This is a genomic window from Sanguibacter antarcticus (assembly GCF_002564005.1).
Lineage (GTDB): Bacteria > Actinomycetota > Actinomycetes > Actinomycetales > Cellulomonadaceae > Sanguibacter > Sanguibacter antarcticus.
This window is the reverse complement of the sequence record NZ_PDJG01000001.1, coordinates 2,993,581-3,017,617: the sequence shown is the minus strand read 5'-3', so window position 1 is coordinate 3,017,617 and position 24,037 is coordinate 2,993,581. Positions and strand designations below refer to the sequence as shown.

Here is a 24,037-nt window from a genome sequence, read left to right as displayed (position 1 = left end):
GGGTCGTCCGCATCGGCCGTCCGGCGGAGACCTGTACGCCTCTGGTATGAGGTGAGCGCCCGCAGCCCGCGACCTGCGACGCTGTCGCCGCCGCCGGAGCGCGACCTACGCTGCACCCCATGCCCTTCCGCCCGGTCCTGCCCGCGTACTCTCCCCCGCCGCTGCGGGCGTGGGGCACGACGTGGCGGGTCCTCGTGGCCCTGTCCACCGGGGCGCTGACGTTCGGTGGGACGCTCCTGAGCTTTCCGGACGGTTCCGACGTCCTCTTCGCGCTCGACCTGCTGCTCGGCCTCGCCGCTGTCGTCCTCATGCTGTGGCGACGACGACGTCCGTTGACGATCGCCCTCGTCGTCTCCGCGATCTCTGCCGTCTCGGCGTCCAGCGCCGGAGCTCTCTCCATCATCGTCGTCTCGGTCTCGGCACGGCGACGCTGGCGCGAGGTGCTGGCGATCGGGGTGGTCTGGATCGGTGCCGGCTACGCGTACGAGCAGATCGTGAGCACCGAGGTCCAGGTCTCGTGGTGGGCAGCGCTCCTGGCGAGCGCGCTCGTCTACGCCGTCTGCGTCGCGGTCGGCTTCTACATCGGCGGCCGCCGGGAGACGCTGCAGAACCTCGAGGAGCGCGCCGTGCGCGCCGAACGAGAGCAGGCCGCGCGCGTGGACCAGGCCCGCACGGCTGAGCGGTCCCGCATCGCCCGCGAGATGCACGACGTCCTCGCGCACCGCATCTCTCTCGTCGCGATGCACTCCGGTGCGCTCGCGTACCGCGACGACCTCACCCGAGAGGAGACCCGGGCGACGGCGACGATCGTCCGCGACAACGCGTACCTCGCCCTGGCCGAGCTGCGGGAGGTCCTCGGCGTCTTGCGGGATGTCGCCTCCGGTGCGACCGAGCCGGACCGTCCCCAGCCGACCCTCGGGGCGCTGCCTGACCTCGTCGAGGAGAGCCGCGCCGCCGGGACTGCCGTGACGTGCACCGTCCTGGCCCAGACCGCAGAAGCTCTCGCCTCGCTGCCGGAGACGACGAGCCGCAACGCGTTCCGGATCCTTCAGGAGGCGCTGACGAACGCGCGCAAGCACGCCGCCGGCGCACCCGTCGAGCTCGGGCTCTCTGGCGTGCCGGGCGGACGGCTGGACATCGTGCTCCGCAACCCCGTCCCCGAGCCGGCAGCGCTCGCTTCGACGGGCCCGGACCTGCCCGCGTCGGGCATGGGTCTCGCCGGGCTGACCGAGCGGGCGAAGCTCGCCGGCGGCGAGCTCACGCACGGCATCGACCAGGGCGGGCAGTTCGCCGTGAGAGCCTGGCTCCCGTGGCCGTGATGACTCCTCGCACCGAACCCATCCGGGTCGTCCTCGTCGACGACGACCCGCTCGTGCGTGCTGGGCTCCGTCTCATCCTCGGCGGAGACAAGGACGTGCACATCGTCGGCGAGGCCCCGGACGGTGCCGAAGGCGTCCTCGTCGTCGCCCGGACGCAGCCGGACGTGGTCCTCATGGACATCCGCATGCCCCGGCTCGACGGCCTCGCCGCGACCGAGCAGGTGCTCGCCGCGCACCCCAGCACCAAGGTCATCGTGCTCACCACGTTCGACACCGACGACATGGTCTTCAGCGCCCTACGGATCGGTGCGCAGGGCTTCCTGCTCAAAGACACGGCGCCCGAACAGATCGTCGCAGCCGTGCAGACCGTCGCCGCCGGGCACCCGATGCTCTCCCCCACGGTGACGGCTCAGCTCATGGCGAGCGTCGTGCGCGACACCACGGGCGCGCGGAGCCAGCCGGCGCTGGAGCGCCTCGCGCGGCTCACCGAGCGCGAGCGCGAGGTCGCCGTCGCCGTCGGCAGAGGGCTGTCCAACGCGGAGATCGCGACGTCGCTCTACATGAGTGTCGCTACGGTGAAGTCTCACGTCGGGCGTCTGTTCGCCAAGCTCCAGGTGGAGAATCGGGTGCAGGTAGCGATCTGCGTGCACGACGCCGAGCTCCGCTGACCCCGACCGCATGCTGACAGCACACCGACCGCACACCGAAGGAGACCTCATGACCGACCCGACGCCCGCGTGGCTCACGCTCGACGAGATCGCAGCGCAGGAGGCCGAGCTCGAGCTCGTGTCGTTGACGAACGACGACGCGTGGGACCTCGGCTGCACGCTCGTCGAAGTCGCCCAGGCGCGCCAGGCCCCGGTGACGATCGACATCAGCCGCGGCGACCAGACGCTCTTCCGGGCAGCGCTCGCCGGGTCGAGCATCGACCAGGTGTCGTGGATCGAGCGCAAGACCCGCGTCGTGCGGCACTTCGGTCACAGCTCGCTCTACGTCGGCCAGGAGTGCCGGGACGCCGGTGTGTCCTTCGACGACAAGCACGCGCTCGAGCCTGAGCTCTACGCAGCGCACGGCGGAGGCTTCCCCCTCGTCGTGACCGGCTCCGGGCTCGTGGGCGTCGTCGTCGTGTCGGGGCTGCCGCAGCTCGACGACCACGCGCTCGTCGTGGAGGCCCTGCGCCGGTTCCTCGGGACCGCCCCGGATGGCGAGCCCGCACGGGACTAGCGGTAGTACACAGCGAGCGGGCGCCCGTCGTGCTCGAGGACGTCGACTCGCGTCCGGAACACGTCGCTGAGCACCTCTGACGTCATCACCTCGGCTGGTGTGCCGACCCGGTGCACCCCGCCGTCGACCATCATGACGACGCGGTCCGCGTACGCCGATGCGAAGTTCACGTCGTGGACGACGATGACCACGGTGCGTCCAAGCTCGTCTGCAGCACGCCGGAGCTGCTGCATCATGAGCACCGAGTGCTGCATGTCGAGGTTGTTGAGCGGTTCGTCGAGCAGGAGGTAGTCGGTGTCCTGCGCGAGGACCATCGCGACGTACGCACGCTGCCGCTGACCGCCCGACAGCTCGTCGAGAAAGCGCCCGGCGAGGGCGGTCAGGTCGAGGAACCCGAGGGCTTCGTCGATCTTCTCCTCGTCCTCGGCCGTGAGCCGTCCGCGCGAGTGCGGGAACCGTCCGAAGGCCACCAGCTGGCGGACCGTCAGACGGGTCACGAAGTGGTTCTCCTGGCGAAGGACGGAGAGCACCTTGGCCAGGTCCTTCGACTTCGCGGTGACGACGTCGAGCCCGCCGACGAGCACCCGGCCCGCGTCGGCGTCGAGGAGCCGCCCGATGATCGTGAGCATCGTCGACTTTCCGGCACCGTTCGGCCCGACGAGCGCCGTGATCCCGCCTCGCGGGATCTCGAGGTCGACCGGGCCGAGCGCCCGGACCGAGCCGTAGGACTTCGTGACGTTGGTGAGCGTGATCACCGCAGCCCCTTCCGCAAGAGATAGACGAGGAAGACGAGACCGCCGACGAACTCGATGATCACGGTGACGAGCCCAGCAGCGTAGAAGACGTGACGGAGCACGAAGTACGCGCCGAGCAGGGTCGCCGTACCGACGAGGGCTGCGAGCGGCATGAGTCGGGCGTGGTCGGCGACACCGGCGATCTGGTAGGTGAGGGTCGCGACCACGAAGCCGAAGAAGGTCATCGGGCCGATCATCGTCGTCGAGACCGAGACGAGGAGCGCCACGAGGACGAGGAGCAGGAGGACCTCGCGCCGGTGGTTCAGACCGAGGTTCGTCGAGACGTCGCGACCGAGCGCGACGACGTCGAGCACCCTGCGACGACGCCACAGGACCGCACCCACGGCGACGCAGACCCCGCCCGCCCACGGCAGGTACTCGGCGCTCGACCCGCTGATCGTGCCGAAGAGCCGCGCCGAGAGGACGTCGAACTCGCTCGGGGTGAGCATCCGCTGCATGAACGTCGAGACAGAGCCGAAGCCCATGCCCAGGACGACTCCCACGAGCAGGAGGACGTGGAGGTCGCCGCGGCGCCCAGAGAACAGCCAGCCGTAGAGGAGCGTGGCGAACAGGACCATGACGAGGGTCTGGAGGGCTACCGCACCGAGGCTGTCGGCTGCGACGAGCGACCCGGCACCGAGGAGGAACACGAGCGACGTCTGCATCATGCGGTAGAGGGCGTCGAACCCGAGGATCGACGGGGTGAGGATGCGGTTGCCCGTCGCGGTGTGGAAGACGATGGTCCCGACTCCGTGGCAGAACGCCACGATCGCGATCGTCGCCACGGCGACGAGCCGCGTCTGGAGGATCGTCCAGAAGCCCTGCGAACCGACGGGGAGCCTGTTGTCGTAGAGCACCGTCGCGAGCACGAGCACCACGACGACGACCCCGCCGACGATCCACCCGCGCGCGACGCGCGAGAGAGCGGGACGCGCTGCGGCCCGGACGGGAGCCACCGCTCCGAGCGGCCCGGCGTCAAGCACGACGCCTCGGTCCGAGGACGAGAGCGATGAACACCGCTGCGCCGATGATCCCGAGGACCATGGAGGCCGGGATCTCGAACGGCATGCGGACGGTCCGGCCGACGATGTCGCACACGATGACGAGCCCCGCTCCGCCGAGGCAGACCCACGGGATGTTGGAGCGCAGGTCGTCGCCGCGCACGATCGAGACGATGTTGGGGACCACGAGACCGAGGAAGGGCAGGAACCCGACGACGACGGTCGTCACGCCTGTCGCGACGGCCACGAGGGCGGTACCGCCCAGGAGGATCGCCTCGTAGCTGACACCAAGGCTGGTCGCGACGTCCTTGCCCAGCCCGGCGACCATGAGCCGGTCGGCGACGAGGTAGACGACGACCGCGATGACCGCCACCACCCACAGGACCTCGTACCGCCCGCGGACGACGCTCGTGAAGCTGCCCATGAACCACGTGCCAAGCATCTGCAGGTTGTTGGTCGTGACCGCGACGTACGTGGTGAACGAGCTGACGACCGCGCCCATCATGATGCCGACGAGAGGAACCACGAGCGTCGACCGGATGACCACGCGGCGCAAGAACGCGAGGAAGATCATGGTCCCGACGAACGCTGAGGCGCTGGCGATGATCATCCGGACGGTGAGTCCGGCTCCTGGCACCAGGATGACCGAGACGAGGAGGCCTAGCGCCGCCCACTCGGTGGTCCCGCTCGTCGTGGGCTCGACGAACCGGTTCTGCGTGATCATCTGCATGACGAGACCGCTGAGGGACATCGCGACCCCCGCCAGCACGAGGGCCGCGGTCCGTGGGACACGGGTGATGAAGAACATCTCCCGGCCCTGCTCCCCGCCGACGACGTCGTAGGCACCGACGGCGAGGGAGAGGACCACGAGCCCTGCGACGAGCAGAGCCGCCGCGGGCAGCGTCGCGCGCGCGACGTTCGTGCTCATCGGTGCCTCAGGCGGACTGCGAGAACGCCTGGGCGATCTGCTCGTACAGCGCGGTGTACGCCTGGATGTCCTCGCTGAGGTAGAAGCTCGGGTCGAGGTAGATCACCTGGTCCTCGGCGACAGCCGTGACCGCGCTCAGGGCCTCGGACCCGGTGATGATCTCAGCGGCCGAGGTGTACTCGCCCTCTCCGACGCCTGAGCCGTCGCGGTCGAGCACGATGATCCAGTCGGGGTTCGCTGCCGCGATCGCCTCGACGCTGATGTCGTCCCCGTGCGAGACGTCGTCGGCCTCCAGGTCGATGGCCGGCGTGAGGCCGAGCGTGGGGAAGACCGTGCCGATGCTGCGTCCGGTGACCGGCGCGCTGTACGCGATCTCTCCTCCTGAGGTGATGAGCCCGACGACGGTCTCGCTGGTGTCGTAGGCCTCGGTCGCGGCGGTCACGGAGTCGTTCAAGGCCTCGACGAGGGCGGCGGCATCGTCTTCACGGTCGAAGACCTGTCCGAGGATCTCGATCTGCCGGACGAGCTCTGCTGAGATGTCTTGGTCTTCGCGGGGCGAGAGCTCGATGACGGCAGCGTCGGGGTTCTGTGCCGTGATGTCGTCATAGGACTCAGCGAAGCGGTAGCCGCCGATGACGAGGTCTGGCTGGGCCTCGATGATCGCCTCGAGGTTGGGCTCGAAGTGGCTCCCGACGTCGAGGACGGCTTCGTCGTCGGTGTAGACCGGCCACAGGTCGCCCATGATCACCTTGGGCGCGGCGACGAGATCGACGTCCCAAGAGCTGAGCGTCTCGAAGACGTGGTTGTCGAGGGCGACCACGCGCTCTGGGAGGACCGGCACCGTGATCGTGCCGTGGTTGTCGTCGATCTCGACCGTCGTGGACGCTGTGGATGCAGCGGGTTCCTCGGTGTCGGCGTCGGCGGCTCCCGCACAGGCGGACAGGACGAGGGTGGTGGCGGTGAGTGCGACGAGGGCACCGGTACGGCGGCCGGACTGCAGGCGCATGAACATCTCCAAGATCGGTGAAAGGTAAGCCTTACCTTAACCCGCTCGTCATGGAGGAGAAAAACCCGACGGACATGGGCTGCGTCACCCTCGTCGCTCTCAGCCAACTCCACCCGCTGATCACCCTGCGCGTCCGCGCCACCACGCGCCGCGGTCGGTACTGTGGCGCGGTCGACACGAAGGGAAACAGCTATGTGGATCGTCTCCAAGGACCGCTCGGACATCTGGACAGGCTCAGAGGTCCCTGTCGGCAACGGCGGAGGCATCGGCTGCCACGAGTGGGTCAACGTCGACACCGGCGCCGCGCTCCTGCTCTTCCCCACCGGCAAGTGGAGCCAGGGCGGCGCGTTCCTCCTGTACTATCTGCGCCCCGGGACCACGCTCGTCGTCGACATCTCCGAGAAGATCTTCACGCCAGACATGAACGAGTACCCCCGCGGCAACGCCAACGGGTGGGAAGCGCCCAAAGCACGCTGCATCAGCTTCGTGACGACCATGCTCGGCGCCAAAGACCCGCTGCGGCTCTGACGCCCTGAGCCTCGGCGCTCACTCGCTCGGCTGCACCGGCCGGACGTCGTCCCTGACCGACCGCTCGGCAGCAGTGATCATCACGGCCCGCCGACCGCTCGGACGGACGCTCACATGGTCGTCGAAACCGAGCTCCGGGAACTTGTCGTGCCCGTGGAAGTACAGGACCACGGTGTTGAGCACCGCTGCGACCGGCACGGCGAACAACGCCCCGACGATCCCGGCAGCGAGCGCCCCACCGGTCACGACGAGCACGACAGCGACCGGGTGCAACGACACCGCCTGGCCCATGAGCCACGGCTGGAGCACGTGCCCCTCGATCTGCTGGACGAGGAGCACCACCCCGAGCATGATGAGCGAGGCCACCCACCCGTTCGCGACGAGCGCGACGAGCACGGCGATCGCCCCGGTGAAGATCGCTCCGACGAGCGGCACGAACGCACCGATGAACACGAGCACGGCGAGCGGGACCGCGAGCGGCACACCGATGATGGCTGCGCCGACACCCACACCGACCGCGTCGATGAACGCGACGAGGATCTGGGTGCGCACATAGGACGCGAGGGTCACGAGGCCGCGCCGGCCCGCCTGGTGGGTGCGCTCGCGCGCGCCGCGCGGCAGGAGCCCGACGACCCACGTCCACACGCGACGGCCGTCGAACAGGAAGAACAGCGTGCAGAACAGGGCGATGAGCGCACCGGAGAACAGCTCGGTCACTGTCCCTGTCACGGAGAGCGCGCCGGCGGCGACGGACGACGACTCCCCCTGGAGGGCTCCGGTCGCGTCGTCGAGGTACTTCGCGATCTCCGCGTCGCCCAAGTGGAGGGGCCCGGTGGCGAGCGCGTCGAGCACCTGCTCGAATCCCTTCTCCGCACTGGCACCGAGGTCGTTCAGACCGTCGGCGATCCCGAGGCCAGCGACCACCCCGAGCCCCGCGACGGCAGAGATCAGCGCGATGAGTGCCGTCGCCGCGGCGAGCCCGGCCGAGAAGTGCAGATAGGTCCGCAGCACTCGGGTGACCGGCTGCAGGAGCACCGTGAGGAGCAGCGCGACAGCGACCGCGATGACGAGGACCTGAAGGTACGAGACGGCCCACACGAGCGCCGCCGCAGCCAGACCGATCGCCACGAGCCGCCACGACCACGCTGCCGCGACCTGGATGCTGCGCGGCACGAGGTCGTTCGACCGCGGGACCGCCTTGGTCGCCGCACCGAAGGTGTCGGCGCTCACGTCGAGGAGCGTGCCCTCCGTGGCCGAGGTCTTCGCGTCAGGGGACGTCCCGCTCGAGGTCGTCGCGTTCGTCGCGCGGTCCTCACCTGTCGGCCTGCTCGTCTTCTTGCCCTGACCAGCGGCCATCCATGTCCCCGCTCCTGTGCTGGCTCCGACCGTGCACGGTTGCACCCCGGAGCAGATACCCCTCACGCCAGTGTTGGACCCCGCACGAGGGTCCGCAACCGGATGGGTGTCGGTCGACGTCTAAGGTCGACCCATGGCGCTCATCCACCAGGCGACGATCCGACCGACAAAGCTCGAGGCCCTTGCTGCTTGGGTCCCGACCCAGCCGTGGTTCACCGGCACAGCGGACACAGCCCTGACCCTCGTCGCGTCCTACCGCTTCGACGACCCGGACGGCGAGGTGGGCATCGAGACGCTGCTCGTGCGCGCCGGCGGTCCGGTCCTCCAGGTCCCGCTCACCTACCGCGCAGCACCCCTGGCCGGTGGGGACTCTTTCCTCATCACAACGATGGAGCACTCGGTGCTCGGTCGCCGCTGGGTCTACGACGCCGAAGGCGACCCGGTCTACCGTGCGGTCCTCGTCGACACCGTGCTCGCTGGCGCCCGCGAGGCCGACCAGTACGTCGAGGTCGACGGAGCGCCCGTGCTGCGGGAGTCCACGGCCACGGTCGTCGGCAGCGGCCCCGGCATCGAGGACGGTGCACAGACCGCCGGCGCTCGCCTCGACCTCGTGCGCACCCCTGGCACGGACGCACCCGACGGCGAACCCGCGACCGACGGGCTCCAGGTCGAGATCCTGTCCGGCACCTGGACCGAGCACGGCGAGCGGACAGCGCCTCAGGTCCTGGCCCGCGTACGGGCACGCCAGAACAGGTAGCGGCCGTCTACGTCCGGACACAGTCCGCGTCCCCTCGTTCGCGGCCGAGCCGGGCGGCCCCACGCACGACCCTGTGCCGGAGGGAGCGATCTGCTCGTCGGTGTGCTCCTCGCGACGGGGAGGAAGATCCGTCTCAGGACCGAGGCCCCCCTGCTACGAGAACGGCACGATGGGCTCATGACCACCACAGTGTCCACGGCTTCCCCCAGCGCCGTCTATTCCGTCGTCGCGTGGTGCCGACGGGAGGCCGTCACCGTGGTGCTCGCGCTCGTCGTCGCGGGTTTCCTGGTCGTGACACCTGGCCTGACTATCGCTATGCACTTCGAGCGGACTGCCTCCATTCTCATGCCTCCCGATCGCGACACGCTCGCAGTGTTCACTGCGGTGGCAGGGGCCTGCGTCGTCGTCGGAGTACTCCTCACCAAGCGCTCGGCACTCCTTGCGACAGGGCTCACCCTTCTCCCGTTCCTCATGGTGCCGTGGTGGCAGACCTTCGTGTGGGGCTGGCTCCTCGGCACGATCACCGTCGCAGCACTGGCCGCGACCGTGTCCTGGCGCCGCGCCGTCGCCCCCTACGCCGCAGCCCTGTCGATCGTCGCCGTGTACTGCAAGACCGAGACCCCCGCGGTCCTCCCGATCGGTTTCGTCACTGCGGGTTTGACACCAGGGTCACGACTCGTGGTCTTCGTCTTGTACGTCGCAGCCATCACTGCGGTCGTCGCGATCATCGCCAGCATCAGCACACTGGAACGCGCCAGGCGACAGGAGCTCTCAGCACTCGTGAAAGAGACGCACGCGCTGCACATCGAGCTCATCGCCGGCGAGCGCGCACAGGTGGCACGTGACCTGCACGACGTCGTCGCGCACCATGTCTCGCTCGTCGCTGTACGCGCGGAGAGCGCGCCGTACCAGCACCCGGACCTCAATGCCGCCGCACGGGCCGTCCTCGCAGACATCGCCGAGGACGCCCGGCAGGCTCTCGGTGAGCTGCGCCAGGTGCTGGTCGTCCTGCAGCGCACCGAGGTGAGCGGAAACGGACAGCCGAGCAGAGCGCCGCAGCCGAAGGCAGCAGACATCGACGAGCTCGTGCTCAGCGCCCAAGCCGCCGGTCAGCACGTCGACGTCGACGGCGGGTGGGGCACCGTGCCGTCCGCACAGGGGTACGTCCTCTACCGGGCGGTCCAGGAAGGACTGACGAACGCACGGCGTCATGCCCCACGATCTCTTGTGACGCTCGCCCGGACACGTGCCTGTTCCACCGTCGGGTTCACCATGACCAACCTCTCACGGGGCACGGGACCGGCGGAACCTGGGCGCGGAATCATCGGGATGCGCGAACGGGTCGAGTCTCTCGGTGGCACCATGACCGCAGAGTTCGGGGAGGACCGATTCCATCTCATGGTCACCCTGCCGGTCGACGTCACCGCACACGGGCGAGCAGAGGTGAGCGTGTGACCAGCGGACAGGTGACGGGAGAAGGCACGACGGGAGAAGGCACGACGGGAGAAACGGCGACCACCGTCGTCGTCGCCGACGACCAAGCCGTGGTGCGCCGGGGCTTCGCCGCCATCCTCGACTCGGCGCCGGACCTGAAGGTCCTCGGGGAGGCAGGCAACGGCGCGGAGCTGCTCGCCCTCGTCGCGACGCACCAGCCCGACGTCGCGGTGGTCGACGTACGGATGCCGGTCATGGACGGCATCGCGGCGACGCAACGCATCACGGACGAGTACCCGAGCACCAAGGTGCTCGTCCTGACGACCTTCGACCTCGACGAGTACGTCTACGACGCACTGCGCGCCGGCGCGAGCGGGTTCCTGCTCAAGGACGTCACGGCGGACCGCCTCGTCGACGGAGTGCGGCTCGTCGGCGACGGTTCTATGCTCCTCGGTGCCAACGTGACCCGGCGCCTCGTCGCCGACTTCGCCGTCCCCACCCGCCGGGCGGCACCCGTACCTGGACTCGAGGACCTCACCCGCCGGGAGCGAGAGGTGCTGCTCACGGTTGCCCGAGGGTTGTCGAACATCGAGATCGCCGTCGAGCTGTTCATCAGCGAGGCGACCGTGAAGTCCCACGTGTCAGAGATCCTCCGCAAGCTCTGCTGCCGCGACCGCGTGCAGCTCGTGATCGCTGCCTACGAGAGCGGGCTCGTCCTGCTACCGACACCCTCGTGAGTACGGCCGACGGAATACGACACAGCCCCCGCTCCTTGTACCTGCACATGAAAGCAATCGTGTTCTCCCGTCCCGGTGACTCCTCCGTCCTGTCTCTCGTCGACCGCGAGGTCGGCGTCCCGGGCCCTGGTGAGGTGCGGGTGCGCGTCGTCGTGTCCGGTGTGAACCCGACCGACTGGAAGGCCCGTGCGGGCGGCGCCCTGGCATTCCCTGAGATGGTCCCGAACCAGGACGGTGCAGGCATCGTCGACGCGGTCGGCGACGGCGTCACGAGCCTGGCTGTCGGCGACCGCGTGTGGGTGTACCTCGCAGCGCACGGGCGCCCGACGGGAACGGCTCAGGAGCTCACCGTCCTCCCAGCAGACCGTGCCGTGCGCCTGCCCGACGGCGTCGGCCTCGATGTCGCAGCCAGCCTCGGCGTGCCCGCGATGACGGCGCACCGCGCCCTGACCGTCCACGAGGACGGCCCCTCCCGGCTCGCCCCCGGTGCGCTCGCCGGACGCGTCGTCCTCGTCCAGGGCGGTGCCGGAGCCGTCGGCCACGCCGCGATCCAGCTCGCTGCGTGGGCGGGAGCGACCGTCATCACGACGGTCAGCAGCGACGCGAAGGCCGACCTGGCCCGTGCCGCCGGCGCGCACCACATCGTCCGCTACCCCGACGACGCGCTCGCTGACCGCATCCGGGAGATCGCCCCCGACGGCGTCCACCATGTCGTCGAGGTGGCGCCTGCGCAGAATGCGGCGCTCGACGTGGAGGTGATCGCCAACCACGGCAGCATCGCCTACTACGCGAACAACAACGGTGAGGAGCTCACGGCCCCGATCGTCGCGAGCTTCGTCAAGAACGTCCGCTGGCAGGGCCTGCTCCTCTACACGGTGGGGGAGCGAGCGCTCCACGCCGCCGCGGAGGACATCACGGCCGCGCTGGGCGCCGGCGTCCTGCCGGTCGGAGAGTCCGCCGGGCTCCCGCTCACCTGGTTTCCCCTCGACCAGACCGCGGCAGCGCACGACGCCGTCGCGGCCGGCGTCACGGGCAAGGTGCTCATCAGAGTTGCCGACGAGACGGCCTGAACGTGCCACGGGACCGGGTGAGGTTCCCGCGCGAACCGTCGGTGACCTGTCCGTCGTCAGCACGATCATGACTCTCCTAAGATTCACGCATGGATGAGTCAGCAACGATGCATCAACGGTTCTACCGCGTGCGGACCCTCGGCGCGCTGGCCAGCGCCGTCCAGGCCGTCCGCACGACGAGCGGCACGACGCAGAGCGAGCTCGCCCAGGCCATCGGCTCGTCTCGCCCGACCGTCTCCCGGATGGAACGTGGCCTGCCCACAGCGACAGACACGCTCGTAGCTGCACTCACCGAGTGCGGCTACGAGCTGGTGGTCGTCCCCATCGGCTCCGCCGTCACCGTGGCGCCGACCCCCAGGACGGGCACACCACCCACCGCCGGCGTCTCGCCTCGTCGCGGGTAGGCCGCTCCGACGCCCCGTTCCTCGCGCCCGGAATAGCCGAAAAGAATACGCCGGACAGAAGGTAAACAATGCCTTTGTTAGGTTCGGCTCTCCATGCAAAGCGTTTCCTTTCCTTGCTAGCGGAATGCAATTGATCGACGTACCGTCCTCGATATGACCGATCTGCAGTCGCGCCCCAGCCAGCTCCCGCTCGACAGTGCGCTCCCACCGACCGGCACAGGTGCGAGCGACACAGGTGCGAGCGATGCCGCACGGCTCAACTGGCTGCGTGCCGGGGTGCTCGGCGCGAACGACGGCATCATCTCGATCGCCGGGCTCATCATCGGTGTCGCCGGTGCGACGTCGCAGATCGGTCCGATCCTCACCGCGGGCGTCGCCGGGCTCGTGGCAGGCGCAGCATCGATGGCCCTCGGCGAGTACGTCTCCGTCAGCAGCCAGCGCGACGCAGAACGATCCCTCATCGCGCGGGCGCGGCGCCGGATCGACGACGATCCGGCGGCCGGGCTCGACGACCTCACGGCGGTCTACCGCCGTAAGGGAGCCTCCGAGGCGACCGCCCGCGCGGTCGCGGAAGAGCTCACGGCGCACGACGTCCACGCCGCGCACATCGATGCCCAGCTGACCCTCGACCCCGACGACCTCACGAACCCGACCCATGCTGCGATCTCGTCCGGGATCTCGTTCACGGTCGGTGCGCTCCTCCCCCTCCTTGCGATCTGGCTCGCTCCAGCCGCCTTCCGGGTATCGGTGACCTTCGTCGCGGTCCTGCTCGCGCTCGCCCTCACCGGTAGCGCGAGCGCCACCATCGGCGGCGCCGGGCGCACGCGCGCGGTGCTGCGCATGGTCGTCGGAGGTGCCGTCGCCATGGCGATCTCCTTCGCGATCGGAAACCTGCTCGGCGTGAGCGGCATCTAGGTGTTGTGGGTCATGACGTTGGTGATACGTGCGTGGAGGGTGTCTCGTACCGGGTTTGGTGGCTCAGCGCAGACGAGAGCCTCGACGTGCTTGACGCTACTTTTGCCTGCCCTGACCTGACCACGTTCGCTCGCCTCGACGAACTCGGGTTGCATGTTGTGGGGCAACGCCTTGAACCTGACCGGACGGTCCTTGCGTGCCGGGTCGTCCAGGACGGCGGGTGGTGTCGTCGGTGTGGGTGCGAGGGCTCGCCCGGGGATAGCGTGACGCGCCGGTTGGCCACGAGCCGGTGGGCTGGCGTCCCGCGGTGTTGCTGGTCACGGTGCGCCGCTACCAGTGCACCGGGTGCGGGCACGTGTGGCGCCACACCCGCCGCGGCGAGAAGTACGTCACTGTCGATCATCGGCCTGACCCCGATTCGCGACGGCACGGGGCCAGCGAGGCTGTTGGACATGGTCGAGGGTCGCTCCAAGGCCGAGCGTTGATGAGCGAGCGCATTGACGCGGTCGCCAGCGGCGTCCCGCGCGCACTGAGCGAAGTCATCACTCTCAGGCGGACCCTGAAGAAGCGCGCCGACGACGTCCTGGCCCACTTCGAACACCTACGCGGGTCCGCCCTCGGGTACCGCAATCTGACGAACTACATCGCCCGATCCCTACTCGAAACCGGCGGCTTCAGACCCCAACTACACCCTCGAATGCGATGAGCCGCAAAAGTTGCTCGCTAAGAGTCCTCTCGCCCAAATCTTGTAGAAAACTGACGAGATGTGCGTACTTCCAGGATGGATTCGGGCTCACAGTTCCCTCGAGGTGAAAAATTCAGTTCGTGTCGTGGCGTCGACCAAGTGTGCAGCGCGTCGGGCAAACGGGTTCTCTATCGCCTCACGGCCTTCTGCGCGCGTCAACGGCAAGGTGTAAACGTAGAACCGGACACAGTTGAGGATCATCGACAAGTAGAGGTCCTGCGAATCGATCGGACCACGGACGGCTTCGTAGGCACCGAGGACGAGACCCGCGCGTCGCCAGTCATGACCGCACGCGCCAATGAAGGAGAACGCCATGGTCACGATCGCGAGGTCGAACACCTGCGTACCCCAGTAGCAGTCGTCGAAGTCAATAACGGCCCGAAGTCGATTCGTCTCGTCAACGATGATGTTGCCCGGGTAGATGTCGGCGTGTACCACGCCCTGCGCCACGTCGCGGCTGTTAAAGTAATCCCGAATTGCAGGCCAGAGGTTCTGCACTCCACGGTATCCACCTTCGAGCTCGGCCAAAGAGTCGAGCTGTGTGTCGATGAACGCCGTGTCAGCAGAGGGCCGCGAGCCTCGTGGAACGAATCCATCGAGTGCCTCATGCATGTGCGCAACGAAGCGGCCGATGTCGGCGGCCATCCGGTCGTCGAGATCTTCGTCATCCATCGCAGTACCGGGCACAAAGTCCAGGACAACGTGGTGGCGCCCGGAGTCAGACGAGACGAGAGCACCGTTGACGGTCGAGCGGGGGCGCTGAACAGGCAATCCCTGCTCATGGAGCTGCTTCAGAACCGACATTTCAAATTCAACCTGTTCACACGTGCGCTCGGAGATGTAGATTCTTAGCAACACGGGACCTTCGGCGGTCTCCACCTTAACGTTAGTGTTAATAAGCCCACCGCTAAGCACGGAGAAACCCTCTGGGACCAGCCCGTAGGGCTCGCAGAGGCGCTTCATGAGAGCGTTGTCAACTTGCTCCATAGGATGGAGGCGATTATCGCTCATGATCCCTTTTTCTGTCTGGTTCCTTGGAACTGGCTGGCTCTTCGGACTTCCGGTGGGGGTGGCGGCTCGCCGGTGAGCGTGGTGGTGGGTTGAGGGGTCGAGGTCCCCGAGGATCGGTAGTGACCAAGCAACCTGTTCTGAACGAGTGCCTCGACGGTGTCCAACGCTACGGGGTGCGCTGGCGCGCCCACGACTGGTCCTTGTCCGCACTGTGATGTCCTGCTCGGGCTGGATGGTGTCCATGTCGAGCAGGTTGAACGCGGCCCGACGTGCTTGACGGTGACGGTCTCCACACCGTGGGAGCTGATGGGGTGCCCGTCGTGCGGGGTCGTCGCGGTCGGGCGAGGGCGGCGGGTCCGGCGGCTGCGTGATGTTCCCGGCGCGGTCCGGGTCGAGGTGCGGTGGCGGCAGCGGACTTGGCGGTGCCCTGATGCCGGTTGCCCGGTCGGGTTGTTCGTCGAGCAGCTGCGCCGGCAGCACGCCACGATCGAGGGTCTTGCCCGACGGCTCGGCACGACGTGGAAGACGTTGTGGCGCGCGGTCCGTCTTGGTGTCATAGCGTCGTAGTAACAGTGCTGGTCGGCGAGGGGTGCGGGTGTGGGGCGCAGGACGTTGACGGTCGCTGATCGGGTGGAGATCTCTACGAGCCTCAAGGCGGGGTGGTCGTTGCGCCGGATTGCCGCTCATATCGACCGTGCTCCCTCGGTGGTCAGCCGTGAGGTCAGCCGGAACTCGACGAAGACGTTGGGGTATCGGTTGGTGACGGCGGACTGTCGAGCTGGGCGCAACCGCTGGCGACCGCAGGTCGGCAAGGTGGCCCGCGATCCGGTGTTGCGGGCTCGGGTCCTGGCGGATCTGAAGAGGTCCAGGACGCCCCGGCAGATTGCGGGCCGGTTGCTTCTGGAAGCCGTCGGCCCCACCGTTGCGACGGTGAGTCATTCCCCTGCGGCCGGCGGTGCCCCGGCCAGCCACGAAGCGATCTATCGGTTCATCTATGCCCTGCCCAAGGGCGACCTCGCCAAGCACGCAGTGATGCTGCGCTCCAAGCCCGCTGCCCGCCGGCCCCGCACAGTTGCTGGTGAGCGGACCGGGCCGATCGTGGGAATGGTCCCCATCGACGACCACGACGCCACGGTCGCTGACCGCCGGGTTCCCGGGCACTGGGAAGGTGACCGCCTCGTGGGGGCGTTCGGGCGCACCGCAGTGGCGACGCGAGTGGACCGCACCACCTGGTTCACGGTGATCCTCGGCTTGCCGAAGGGCAAGACATCGGCCCCGTTGGCGGACCTGCTCATCGACCACGCGAACTCCCTGCCGGCCATGATGCGCAAGTCCTTGACCTGGGACCAAGGCTCGGAAATGGCCCGCCATGGCGCGCTGAGACTCGCAACGACGATGCCCGTCTACTTCGCCCGCCCCCGGTCCCCCTGAGAACGGGGCACGAACGAGAACACCAACGGCCTCATCCGGGAGTACCTGCCCAAGGGCACCGTCATCACTGACCACCAGCCGTACCTCGACGCCATCGCCGAAGAGCTCAACGCCCCCCCCCCCCCCCCCCCCCCCCCCCCCCCCCCCCCCCCCCCGAGCAGCCCTCGGCTTCTACACACCACGGGAGAAATTCGAAGAGCTCCTCAACGCCAACGTTGCGTCCACGCCTTGACACCAAGCGCCCCCGTCGTGGAGGGCACTGACGCACCGGGCTACTTGAAGGCCGATGGTCCCGACGGGGCGGTGTTCGAGGCGGATCTCGAGGCGCTCGGCCTCACCGGGTGCCCCTTGGCGCCCTTGGCGTTCTGGGACTACCACCAGACGAACGCCGTCGACGCGGACATCGCCACCCTCACCACCGCGATGGAGCAGGCATTCGAGATCGTCACTGAGCTCACCCCGGACGCCCTCGCTCGCGAGCTCGTCGAGGTCGGCGCCGTGGAGGTGAAGCGGTGAGCGGCGACCTGCCCGTCGAGGGGCCATACGCCTCGGTCATCCCCAGCCGGACACCCACATCACGCGCATACCTCAAGCGCGGCCAGGCCCTGGCGTCCATCTCGTCGCGCGCCCACAACACCCGCTCTCCGGACGGGGACCTCCGGTACGGCGTGGCCGAGGGGCGCGTCTACCAGCACATCGAGGGGCGGTGGGAGCTTCTCTACGACGTGGCCGCAGGCACCCCGACCTGCGACCTCCCCTGGAAGAAGGGGAGGGAAAGCGCGTGACCCTCATGCTGACGCCCGTCCAGCGGGCGCGCCTGTCTCGCAAGCTCGACGGCTGGGACGACCACGAGCTGGTCAGCATGCGTGCCGGCGATGTGCGTGCACTGCTCGTGGAGATCGAGGCAACCCGGCCGTCGCAGCCGATGGTCATGCATGTCTCGGACCTGCCGGCCTCGGTGCTGGCCCGGCTCGAGGCCACCATGCGCTGCAAGGACCTCACGCCCTTCCCGGGCGGGAGCTACCGGTGCACGCTCTCGGCCGTTCACCAGGTGATCGACAAGGACTCGACGCACCAGGTGGACGTCTCGCGCGGCGACGAGACCCCCCGGACATAACAGAACCCCCGCCTTTTCTAGGGGATGGCATGTCCCAGCGGGGGTCCTGCGCCTGCCATCCCAGAGGAGATGACGCAGCCATTCTAGGCGCTTTTCCACACTCCATGCGTTAGCAAGGGCCCGGTCAATTCGACCGGGCCCTTGCTGCGTCTTGACCAGGTCCTCACGCATGCGCGGAGGCCCCAAGGCGGTGTGGTCGTGTCGGCTCATGTGCCAAGCAGGCCGACCCGAGAGTACGCTCAAGATCGTTGATCGCCCGGCCGATCCCGGCCGGAGCGCCATCCAGCCGAGTCGACCTCCACGTTCTAACTGTCGAGCTCGGGCGTACCTAGCACGCAGGCCGGAGCCAAGGGAGATGCAAGATGAACAATGATGATCTCGTCGCCGTCAAAAATGAGTGGATCCAGGCGCGAACCGAGGCGACCTCCCTCCTCGAGGGAAAGGTCGAGGGGCTGGCCGCACCTTTCGGGGATGTTGTCGATACGGCCGATCCCGAGACCGTTGCGGCTCTCTTTCGGATTGATCAGGCGCGGATAAGCGCACTGTCTAGTCGACTCTCGATGACCGAGAAACTCCTCGACGTGCTAATCGAACGAATTACCGCCGACTCAATGACCCCCGCGCGACCACCCGAGCCTGGAACCGGCACCTAACCCGACAACACGGGACCATCCGTCATACCCACAAAGTGGAATCACACCCGAGCAGGCGCCTTAACGTCCAAAAGACCCACCTCACGAGCCCGATGAAAGATCGAAGCTAGCCGCCACGTTCGTCCTGACCACACTCCAACGAGGAACCCGACGAACCCCCTGGTGAGAAAAACCTCACTGGTGCACTTCTTCGAGGGCAGCCCGGGTCGCTACTCACCGCTGGCCGTGGTCGGCGTCAACCGAAGGTCGCGACGTCCCGCTCCTCAATGAGGCCACGGGCGAACCAACCGACGAGGGGAACCGCCATCAGGACGGCGGCCTCGGCCTCCTCGGGCGTCACGTCCGAATAGGCGTCGCTCCCGTGGCGGTCGCGCTGACCTCGGTACAACGATTTGAGCATGCCGAGCAGGACATCTCGCGACAGGTACTCGGTGTGCTCCCGCTTGAACGGAAGGCGCCAAGTGGCCTCCCTGCGTTCAATCGCCCGCACCGCGTCAGAAATCGTCGCAGTGGGTCTCGAGATCCCGAGCGCCGGGAGTGCCGCAGCTTCGACAGCCTTCACAGCAGCTGAATACGCGCCGCTTGGATCGGGGTCAATGTCATACAGCTTCGACCACGCCCTCCTCAACAAGGTGCCAGGCGTTCCCAGATCCATCACCTGCTCGGCCGCCGCCTGCACACCTTCAGGCAGCCGTAGCGCCAGCCGGTAAGACGAGTCGCGGAGCACCACTTCGTACTGCGAACGTCCTTGCCGCAGGACAGCCTGAAGGGCGATATGTTTTGTCCCCCGAGAGCCCGCCTGGGCGAGCAGCCAATCGGCGATCCGCAATAGGTTTCTCGCATCGCGTTTCCCCAACAGGGTGAGGAAGACCTTCTTTTCGAGGACCCCGGTGAAGGTGGAGTCAAAGCCGAATGATATGTCAAGATTATTCTCGATCGTGTGCATTGCGTACGGCTTCACGAAGCCCTGGGGCGATGCCATTTGATGCCAGATCCAATTCGTGATCGGCGCACGCATCGAGGTGGGTACGCCGCTGCGGAGCACCTGCCTGGCCGCGACCTCGTCTTCTGAAGCATCGAACGGTACGAATTCCATTTTTTCAGTCTACAGTTCAGATACGACAACGACCTTTGGGGAGTCGCCTCACGCGTGTCGTCGTAGGCAGGCCCGACCGGGCGTCGGCCCTCGGCGGTGTCCGAGGCTCGATGCCTCGATGCGCTGGGCAGACGCCAAGCGGCCCCCAACCGTGCGAGCCGCGGACGACTACACGTTCTGTGTCATGACGCTGGTGACACCATGACCACTGTCTACGAACGACCGTCCATGAGACAGTCCCCGACTTTGAGGTCCGAGTGAGCGCGTCGTGTCTCGTGGCCCGTGTCCGAGACCTATGTGCTGTGAGGTACGTTCGCCGCACATTTCCGGCATGGCTTCGATCGGATATGCGCGCGTGTCGACCCGGGATCAGAACCTGGACGCTCAGATGGACCAGCTGCGTGCAGGCGGCTGCGAGGTCGAGGTACGGCGCCCGTCCGGCCATGCTCATCACGAGAGCGAGTGTCGACCCGGTGACGAGCGGGCCGGTACCCGTAGCGAACGGACCGTCGTCAGCGCGGAGCTGCACGCCCTCGGCGGTCGTCCGGCTCGGGACCGTGAAGTTGGTGTGGGCGTAGAAGTCGGCCACGGGCGTCAGCGCCTCGACGCTCGGTGACCGGCGGATCCCGAGCGGCCGCCGGATGTCTTGAGCGTGCACGAGGACCTCGCCGAGGTAGGCCGAGGTGTGGCCGGACGGTGCTGTCGTGCTGCCCACGATGGCGCGGAAGCGCTCCAGCGTCTCGACCGACGTCGTGCCACGGTGATCGGTCATCCTGCGCTGGTTGTGCACCTCCGGACGGAAACGCGCCCCGACGATGCTGCGCACCCACGGCCACCGGCCCAGGCTCGCCGCAGCGACGAGGTGCGCGACGACCTCCTCGACGTCCCACTCTCCGCACAGGGTGCTGCGGCGCCACTGCTCTGGAGCGAGACCGGCGAGGTCTTCTGCGAGCGCAGCGCGCTCGGTGCGGACGTGCGCCCAGAGAGAGGCGTCCTGGCTTCCTGCCGTGCCGGGGGCTCCGGTGCTCATCGGTCGCGTGCCTTCCGGTCGGGGGTCGTGCGGGTGGCTGCGGCGACGAGGCGGGCTGCTCCGGCACCGGCGAACCGGTTCTGCTGGACAGGTCGACCGGAGACGGCGAGGAGCAGGTCGATGACGTCTGCTTCGACGTCGTCGCCCGTGCCCCATGCTGTGCTGGTGGTGCGGTCGACGAGCCGAAGGCCTGCCGCGCGTTCGCGCCCGCCTCCGAAGGCGACCGGTGTGCGCAGCTGGTAGGCGAGCGCCTGGGCGATCGCCGGCTCTGGGTATGTTCCGTCGATGCCGAGGGGGCGGCGGACGTCTTCGCCGTGGACGATCGCCTCGACCAGTCGGGTCTCGAGGCTCGCTGGCGGTGTCCGGGTGAGGCTGGTCGCGTGCGTGAGCGCCTCGAGCGTGTCTTTCGGGTCGTGCCGCTTCTGCCGGGCGATGCCGCGCTCGTTCGCGCGGTCGAAGTTCATGCGTGCGGCGAGCAGGCCGCGGACGAAGTCGAGCCTGCCCGTTCGTGCTGTGTCGACGAGGTGAGCGAGGACGTCGTGGACGTCCCATCCTGGGCAGAGGGAGGGCGTGCGCCACTGCGCGTCCTCGAGGTCGGACAGGTCTGCGACCAGGCGTCGTCGTTCGGTGTGGACGGTCTGCCAGATCGCTGCTGCTGGGGTGCGCATGTCGGCTCCGGTGCGGTTGCGGGCGTCGGACACAGCTTCGCTACGGATACTGAAGTCGACACTACTGGAACCGTAGTACGGTGTGTCAATGGCTTCCCGGCGCTCCTACGGCTCGTACAACGACGGCTGCGCCGCTGCCCACGCTCTCGACCTCATCGGTGACCGGTGGACCTTGATCGTCGTGCGCGAGCTCTTGCTCGGCCCCAAGCGCTTCTCCGACATCCAGCGTGACACGATCGGCATCGGCCCTGCGGTCCTCACCCAGCGGCTGAACGACCTGGAGGCCCACGGCATCGCCCTCCGGCGCCAGCTGCCCGGACCGGCGCGCGCCGACGTCTACGAGCTCACCGGGTGGGGGCGCGAGCTCGAAGCGGTCAACACGGCGCTGTCGATGTGGGCGGTCTCGTCGCCGGCGCTGCCGCGCGACGCGGACATGAGCCCAGACACCGTGGTCCTCGCGATGCGCGCCCACGCGCGACCCGTCCCCGGGTGCGTCGACGAACGTCGTGTCGCGCTCGACCTCACCGACTCCCGGCGCCCGGACGCCCGGCCGGTCACCTACCTGGCACAGATGTCTGCGGACGCGACACACGTCGGCAGGTCCTCCGAGCCCGGCCCGGTCGACGCGACGATCACGGCCACCACCCAGGACTGGAAGGCGTGCCTCATCGGTGGTGTCCCCCTCGACCAGCTCCCAGGCGTCCACACGACCGGCAGCACCGAAGCCGTCCACCAGCTCATCGACGCGACCTCGCTGCGCGGCCTCGCCACCGCGACCGCGAGCGCGAGCGCCTGAACCCCACATCCCACCCCCGAGGCGCGAGCGCCTGTCCGTCACGACCTGAAGGAACACCATGACCAAGACCATCATCATCACCGGAGCGAGCGACGGTATCGGCGAGGCTGCTGCCGCAGAGCTGGTCCGTGGCGGCCACACCGTCGTCGTCGTCGGCCGTTCCGCGAGCAAGACCGAGGCGGTAGCCACGAAGCTCGGCGTGCCGTTCTACGTGGCCGACTTCGCGGACCTGTCGCAGGTGCGCACGCTCGCTGCCGAGCTCCTCGCTGCATACCCGCGCATCGACGTCCTCGCGAACAACGCCGGCGGCATCATGGGCGAGCGCGCACTGACCGTCGACGGGAACGAGAAGACCTTCCAGGTCAACCACCTCGCTCCCTTCCTGCTGACGACGCTCCTCATGCCGGCGCTCGTCGCCGGACGCGCGACCGTCATCCAGACGGCGAGCCGGGCTGCGTACGCCTTCGGCAGGTTCAACATCGACGACCTGCAGAACGCCACGTCGTACGCACCGCAGCGGGCCTACGGGAACGGCAAGCTCGCGAACATCTTGTTCACACGGGAGCTGCAGCGCCGCTTCGGCGACCAGGGCATCAACGCGGTCTCGTTCCACCCGGGCGTCGTCGGCACGAGCTTCGCGAGCGACACCACGCACGTCATGCGCTTCTTCTACCACTCCCCGCTCAAGCGACTCTTCACGATCAGCCCTGAGAAGGGCGCAGACCAGCTCGTGTGGCTCGCGCAGGGCACCCCCGGATCGACGTTCGAGCCTGGCGCGTACTACGAGTCCCGCGCGATCGCGACAAAGGTCAAGCCGGAGATGTACGACGACGAGCTCGCCCGGGTCCTGTGGGAGAAGTCCGAAGCGCTCGTCGCGCAAACGTCCTGAGGGGACGGCTGGCGCTCTCGCGTCAGAGGTGGGTGTTGCTCACGGAGACGAGCACGAGCGCGACGACGGCCACGGCGCCGCAGACGGCGCTCGTCCGGTAGGCCCTGACCCCACGACGACGAGCGGCGGCTGGCCACTCGTCGAACAGGTCGTGGACCGTGGCCCGGCGTGACCGGGCGACGAGCACGAGACCCTTGACGAGCTGAAAGATGCCGACCACGGCGAGCACGACGGCGATGCCGAGGATCGCGGTGGCGGTGTTGTTCTGAGCGATGGTCCCTCCCTGGTCGTGTGGGACGAACCTACGTCCTGCCGCGGAGGTCGGCCGCTCGACCGCACCCGGGCCGAGTCCTGAGCTGCGCAGGACGCGCGGCGTGCGGCAGACAGGTCGATCGCCATCGGGTACGGCTTGCACGTGGACAACCTCTCCGAAGCTGCCACGCGGACGGAGGCCCAGTGTGCCGTGTCAGTGGTCGCACCGCTGCGCTCTGCTCTTGCGTCCGCACTCCTCACAGCGCTCGTCGATCGCGGGTGGCCTGCGGAGCCGGGCGCGGTGTGCTCGCGCGAGGTCGCGTGGCGCGGCCGGTACGTGGTCGTGACCGACGACGACATCGACACCGTGCACCTCGACGTGCCGACTGTCCTCGGCCGGCCCGGCGTCGTCGTCGTCACCTCTGTCCAGGCGCTGTCGAGCCTCGTCCCGCTCGTGGACCGCGGCGCTCTGGTCCTCGATCGAGCAGCGCCCTTCCTCGTGCTGCTCGGCCTGGTCGAGCTAGGGCTCGCAGGCCGGTGTCGGAACGACAGCGAGGCTGTGCGTCGACGAGCCGCGGAGCACTGCGCGCTGGCGACGCTCACCGATGCAGAGCGAGTGACGCTCAGGAGCCTTGCTGCGGGGCTGTCGGCCGCCACGATCGCCACAGGCTCCCACCACTCGGTGCACACGGTCCGCAGCCACATCCGGTCGATCCTCGTGAAGCTCGGGGTGCAGTCGCAGCTGGCTGCCGTCGCGGTCGCTCGTCGGGCCGGGCCCGAGTGGGACGCCTCGAACACCCTCCACATCGCCACTTTTGGTGATGTTCGTCCGTGACTGCGTCACGAGAGTGGGAGGTGCCAGGTCGGACCGTCCGG

At 68.2% G+C, this 24,037-nt stretch carries 26 protein-coding genes and 4 pseudogenes; 20 read left to right on the top strand and 10 right to left on the bottom strand.

The features are described from left to right. Window positions 1-119: 119 nt before the first annotated feature. From ATL42_RS13755 to ATL42_RS13745, 3 genes are read left to right on the top strand one after another with little or no spacing between them, the layout of a single operon-like run. Window positions 120-1,319 carry a sensor histidine kinase gene (locus tag ATL42_RS13755; protein WP_098455836.1) on the top strand — a complete coding sequence of 400 codons (1,200 nt, stop codon included), beginning with the start codon at window positions 120-122 and terminating at the stop codon, window positions 1,317-1,319. After that, window positions 1,319-1,987 (top strand): response regulator, encoded by a 669-nt coding sequence (locus ATL42_RS13750; RefSeq protein ID WP_098456585.1) that lies wholly within the window; start codon window positions 1,319-1,321, stop codon window positions 1,985-1,987. The genes ATL42_RS13755 and ATL42_RS13750 overlap by 1 nt, the downstream gene beginning before the upstream one ends. Before the next feature lie 49 nt (window positions 1,988-2,036). Beyond that, a complete protein-coding gene (locus tag ATL42_RS13745; RefSeq protein WP_098456584.1) occupies window positions 2,037-2,543 on the top strand; it encodes a heme-degrading domain-containing protein in 507 nt (168 codons plus the stop codon). Here ATL42_RS13745 and ATL42_RS13740 read toward each other — a convergent pair. The 4 genes from ATL42_RS13740 to ATL42_RS13725 are packed head-to-tail and all read right to left on the bottom strand — an operon-like array spanning window position 2,540 to window position 6,272. Next, entirely contained in the window at window positions 2,540-3,298 is a 759-nt protein-coding gene (locus ATL42_RS13740; protein WP_098455835.1) for an iron ABC transporter ATP-binding protein, read from the bottom strand. The genes ATL42_RS13745 and ATL42_RS13740 overlap by 4 nt on opposite strands. Then, window positions 3,295-4,320, bottom strand: coding sequence for an iron chelate uptake ABC transporter family permease subunit (locus ATL42_RS13735; protein WP_098455834.1), 1,026 nt, complete (start codon window positions 4,318-4,320; stop codon window positions 3,295-3,297). The genes ATL42_RS13740 and ATL42_RS13735 overlap by 4 nt, the downstream gene beginning before the upstream one ends. Next, a complete protein-coding gene (locus ATL42_RS13730) occupies window positions 4,313-5,266 on the bottom strand; it encodes an ABC transporter permease (protein ID WP_098455833.1) in 954 nt (317 codons plus the stop codon). Before ATL42_RS13730 ends, ATL42_RS13735 begins: the two co-directional genes overlap by 8 nt. Window positions 5,267-5,273: 7 nt before the next feature. Further along, a complete protein-coding gene (locus tag ATL42_RS13725; protein ID WP_245862576.1) occupies window positions 5,274-6,272 on the bottom strand; it encodes a siderophore ABC transporter substrate-binding protein in 999 nt (332 codons plus the stop codon). Window positions 6,273-6,464: 192 nt separating this feature from the next. Between ATL42_RS13725 and ATL42_RS13720 the strand changes: the two genes are divergently transcribed. Next, entirely contained in the window at window positions 6,465-6,800 is a 336-nt protein-coding gene (locus tag ATL42_RS13720; protein WP_098455831.1) for a hypothetical protein, read from the top strand. 18 nt (window positions 6,801-6,818) lie between these two features. On the opposite strand, the gene ATL42_RS13715 is transcribed toward ATL42_RS13720, so the two are convergent. After that, on the bottom strand, window positions 6,819-8,156 hold the full coding sequence (locus ATL42_RS13715; protein WP_098455830.1) for an AI-2E family transporter: 1,338 nt from the start codon (window positions 8,154-8,156) through the stop codon (window positions 6,819-6,821). Between the two features lie 133 nt (window positions 8,157-8,289). Here ATL42_RS13715 and ATL42_RS13710 point away from each other — a divergent pair, with 133 nt between their 5' ends. The 7 genes and pseudogenes from ATL42_RS13710 to ATL42_RS13680 all read left to right on the top strand — a co-directional run bounded on the left by ATL42_RS13710 (window position 8,290) and on the right by ATL42_RS13680 (window position 14,179). Then, window positions 8,290-8,913 (top strand): CG0192-related protein, encoded by a 624-nt coding sequence (locus ATL42_RS13710; RefSeq protein ID WP_098455829.1) that lies wholly within the window; start codon window positions 8,290-8,292, stop codon window positions 8,911-8,913. A 177-nt stretch (window positions 8,914-9,090) separates the two neighbouring features. Then, window positions 9,091-10,368, top strand: a complete 1,278-nt coding sequence (locus ATL42_RS13705; RefSeq protein ID WP_098455828.1) for a sensor histidine kinase — start codon at window positions 9,091-9,093, stop codon at window positions 10,366-10,368. An 11-nt stretch (window positions 10,369-10,379) separates the two neighbouring features. After that, a complete protein-coding gene (locus ATL42_RS13700; RefSeq protein WP_098456583.1) occupies window positions 10,380-11,084 on the top strand; it encodes a response regulator in 705 nt (234 codons plus the stop codon). A 47-nt stretch (window positions 11,085-11,131) separates the two neighbouring features. Next, window positions 11,132-12,154, top strand: coding sequence for an NADPH:quinone reductase (locus ATL42_RS13695; protein ID WP_098455827.1), 1,023 nt, complete (start codon window positions 11,132-11,134; stop codon window positions 12,152-12,154). An 89-nt stretch (window positions 12,155-12,243) separates the two neighbouring features. Beyond that, a complete protein-coding gene (locus tag ATL42_RS13690) occupies window positions 12,244-12,558 on the top strand; it encodes a helix-turn-helix domain-containing protein (RefSeq protein WP_098455826.1) in 315 nt (104 codons plus the stop codon). A gap of 153 nt (window positions 12,559-12,711) precedes the next feature. Further along, entirely contained in the window at window positions 12,712-13,473 is a 762-nt protein-coding gene (locus ATL42_RS13685) for a VIT1/CCC1 transporter family protein (protein WP_098455825.1), read from the top strand. 86 nt (window positions 13,474-13,559) lie between these two features. Next, window positions 13,560-14,179, top strand: a pseudogene (locus ATL42_RS13680) (hypothetical protein). A gap of 87 nt (window positions 14,180-14,266) precedes the next feature. Here the strand turns inward: ATL42_RS13680 and ATL42_RS13675 are convergent. Further along, window positions 14,267-15,181, bottom strand: a complete 915-nt coding sequence (locus tag ATL42_RS13675) for a phosphotransferase enzyme family protein (protein ID WP_281254324.1) — start codon at window positions 15,179-15,181, stop codon at window positions 14,267-14,269. 645 nt (window positions 15,182-15,826) lie between these two features. Between ATL42_RS13675 and ATL42_RS13665 the strand changes: the two are divergent. The 5 genes and pseudogenes from ATL42_RS13665 (at window position 15,827) to ATL42_RS13645 (ending at window position 18,430) form a co-directional block, all read left to right on the top strand. After that, window positions 15,827-16,892 (top strand): annotated as a pseudogene (locus ATL42_RS13665) (IS30 family transposase). Then, complete coding sequence (locus tag ATL42_RS13660; RefSeq protein ID WP_169925440.1) at window positions 16,889-17,176, top strand: hypothetical protein; 288 nt, start codon at window positions 16,889-16,891, stop codon at window positions 17,174-17,176. The pseudogene ATL42_RS13665 and the gene ATL42_RS13660 overlap by 4 nt, the downstream one beginning before the upstream one ends. Further along, the gene (locus ATL42_RS13655; protein WP_098455822.1) at window positions 17,173-17,445 is read left to right on the top strand and encodes a hypothetical protein; all 273 of its coding nucleotides are present in this window, start codon (window positions 17,173-17,175) and stop codon (window positions 17,443-17,445) included. The genes ATL42_RS13660 and ATL42_RS13655 overlap by 4 nt, the downstream gene beginning before the upstream one ends. Continuing rightward, window positions 17,442-17,777, top strand: coding sequence for a hypothetical protein (locus tag ATL42_RS13650; protein WP_098455821.1), 336 nt, complete (start codon window positions 17,442-17,444; stop codon window positions 17,775-17,777). Before ATL42_RS13655 ends, ATL42_RS13650 begins: the two co-directional genes overlap by 4 nt. A 362-nt stretch (window positions 17,778-18,139) precedes the next feature. Further along, complete coding sequence (locus ATL42_RS13645; protein ID WP_098455820.1) at window positions 18,140-18,430, top strand: hypothetical protein; 291 nt, start codon at window positions 18,140-18,142, stop codon at window positions 18,428-18,430. A gap of 235 nt (window positions 18,431-18,665) precedes the next feature. Here the strand turns inward: ATL42_RS13645 and ATL42_RS13640 are convergent, their stop codons facing one another. Continuing rightward, window positions 18,666-19,526 carry a hypothetical protein gene (locus ATL42_RS13640; RefSeq protein WP_098455819.1) on the bottom strand — a complete coding sequence of 287 codons (861 nt, stop codon included), beginning with the start codon at window positions 19,524-19,526 and terminating at the stop codon, window positions 18,666-18,668. Window positions 19,527-19,821: 295 nt separating this feature from the next. Here ATL42_RS13640 and ATL42_RS16925 point away from each other — a divergent pair. Continuing rightward, a pseudogene (locus ATL42_RS16925) lies at window positions 19,822-19,911 on the top strand (hypothetical protein); the annotation flags it as partial. 108 nt (window positions 19,912-20,019) lie between these two features. Here ATL42_RS16925 and ATL42_RS16770 read toward each other — a convergent pair. Continuing rightward, a pseudogene (locus tag ATL42_RS16770) lies at window positions 20,020-20,556 on the bottom strand (maleylpyruvate isomerase family mycothiol-dependent enzyme); the annotation flags it as partial. Beyond that, on the bottom strand, window positions 20,553-21,224 hold the full coding sequence (locus ATL42_RS13630; protein ID WP_098456582.1) for a maleylpyruvate isomerase family mycothiol-dependent enzyme: 672 nt from the start codon (window positions 21,222-21,224) through the stop codon (window positions 20,553-20,555). The pseudogene ATL42_RS16770 and the gene ATL42_RS13630, both read right to left, overlap by 4 nt. Before the next feature lie 88 nt (window positions 21,225-21,312). On the opposite strand from ATL42_RS13630, the gene ATL42_RS13625 reads away from it, so the two are divergent. Both ATL42_RS13625 and ATL42_RS13620 read left to right on the top strand, forming a co-directional pair. Next, window positions 21,313-22,020 carry a winged helix-turn-helix transcriptional regulator gene (locus ATL42_RS13625; RefSeq protein ID WP_098455817.1) on the top strand — a complete coding sequence of 236 codons (708 nt, stop codon included), beginning with the start codon at window positions 21,313-21,315 and terminating at the stop codon, window positions 22,018-22,020. Between the two features lie 58 nt (window positions 22,021-22,078). Further along, entirely contained in the window at window positions 22,079-22,909 is an 831-nt protein-coding gene (locus tag ATL42_RS13620) for an SDR family NAD(P)-dependent oxidoreductase (protein ID WP_098455816.1), read from the top strand. 22 nt (window positions 22,910-22,931) lie between these two features. Here the strand turns inward: ATL42_RS13620 and ATL42_RS13615 are convergent, their stop codons facing one another. After that, a complete protein-coding gene (locus ATL42_RS13615) occupies window positions 22,932-23,324 on the bottom strand; it encodes a hypothetical protein (protein WP_098455815.1) in 393 nt (130 codons plus the stop codon). Between the two features lie 48 nt (window positions 23,325-23,372). On the opposite strand from ATL42_RS13615, the gene ATL42_RS13610 reads away from it, so the two are divergent. After that, window positions 23,373-23,996 carry a helix-turn-helix transcriptional regulator gene (locus ATL42_RS13610; protein WP_169925439.1) on the top strand — a complete coding sequence of 208 codons (624 nt, stop codon included), beginning with the start codon at window positions 23,373-23,375 and terminating at the stop codon, window positions 23,994-23,996. Window positions 23,997-24,037 lie beyond the last annotated feature (41 nt).

What these genes read in the sequence shown, in the direction of transcription:
- ATL42_RS13675 (WP_281254324.1), bottom strand. Translation starts at nt 15,181, where the DNA reads ATGAAGCGCCTCTGCGAGCCCTACGGGCTGGTCCCAGAGGGTTTCTCC.
- ATL42_RS13620 (WP_098455816.1), top strand. Translation starts at nt 22,079, where the DNA reads ATGACCAAGACCATCATCATCACCGGAGCGAGCGACGGTATCGGCGAG.
- ATL42_RS13755 (WP_098455836.1), top strand. Translation starts at nt 120, where the DNA reads ATGCCCTTCCGCCCGGTCCTGCCCGCGTACTCTCCCCCGCCGCTGCGG.
- ATL42_RS13725 (WP_245862576.1), bottom strand. Translation starts at nt 6,272, where the DNA reads ATGCGCCTGCAGTCCGGCCGCCGTACCGGTGCCCTCGTCGCACTCACC.
- ATL42_RS13720 (WP_098455831.1), top strand. Translation starts at nt 6,465, where the DNA reads ATGTGGATCGTCTCCAAGGACCGCTCGGACATCTGGACAGGCTCAGAG.
- ATL42_RS13750 (WP_098456585.1), top strand. Translation starts at nt 1,319, where the DNA reads ATGACTCCTCGCACCGAACCCATCCGGGTCGTCCTCGTCGACGACGAC.
- ATL42_RS13640 (WP_098455819.1), bottom strand. Translation starts at nt 19,526, where the DNA reads ATGGAATTCGTACCGTTCGATGCTTCAGAAGACGAGGTCGCGGCCAGG.
- ATL42_RS13710 (WP_098455829.1), top strand. Translation starts at nt 8,290, where the DNA reads ATGGCGCTCATCCACCAGGCGACGATCCGACCGACAAAGCTCGAGGCC.
- ATL42_RS13745 (WP_098456584.1), top strand. Translation starts at nt 2,037, where the DNA reads ATGACCGACCCGACGCCCGCGTGGCTCACGCTCGACGAGATCGCAGCG.
- ATL42_RS13625 (WP_098455817.1), top strand. Translation starts at nt 21,313, where the DNA reads ATGGCTTCCCGGCGCTCCTACGGCTCGTACAACGACGGCTGCGCCGCT.
- ATL42_RS13730 (WP_098455833.1), bottom strand. Translation starts at nt 5,266, where the DNA reads ATGAGCACGAACGTCGCGCGCGCGACGCTGCCCGCGGCGGCTCTGCTC.
- ATL42_RS13695 (WP_098455827.1), top strand. Translation starts at nt 11,132, where the DNA reads ATGAAAGCAATCGTGTTCTCCCGTCCCGGTGACTCCTCCGTCCTGTCT.
- ATL42_RS13630 (WP_098456582.1), bottom strand. Translation starts at nt 21,224, where the DNA reads ATGCGCACCCCAGCAGCAGCGATCTGGCAGACCGTCCACACCGAACGA.
- ATL42_RS13685 (WP_098455825.1), top strand. Translation starts at nt 12,712, where the DNA reads ATGACCGATCTGCAGTCGCGCCCCAGCCAGCTCCCGCTCGACAGTGCG.
- ATL42_RS13690 (WP_098455826.1), top strand. Translation starts at nt 12,244, where the DNA reads ATGGATGAGTCAGCAACGATGCATCAACGGTTCTACCGCGTGCGGACC.
- ATL42_RS13645 (WP_098455820.1), top strand. Translation starts at nt 18,140, where the DNA reads ATGAACAATGATGATCTCGTCGCCGTCAAAAATGAGTGGATCCAGGCG.
- ATL42_RS13705 (WP_098455828.1), top strand. Translation starts at nt 9,091, where the DNA reads ATGACCACCACAGTGTCCACGGCTTCCCCCAGCGCCGTCTATTCCGTC.
- ATL42_RS13715 (WP_098455830.1), bottom strand. Translation starts at nt 8,156, where the DNA reads ATGGCCGCTGGTCAGGGCAAGAAGACGAGCAGGCCGACAGGTGAGGAC.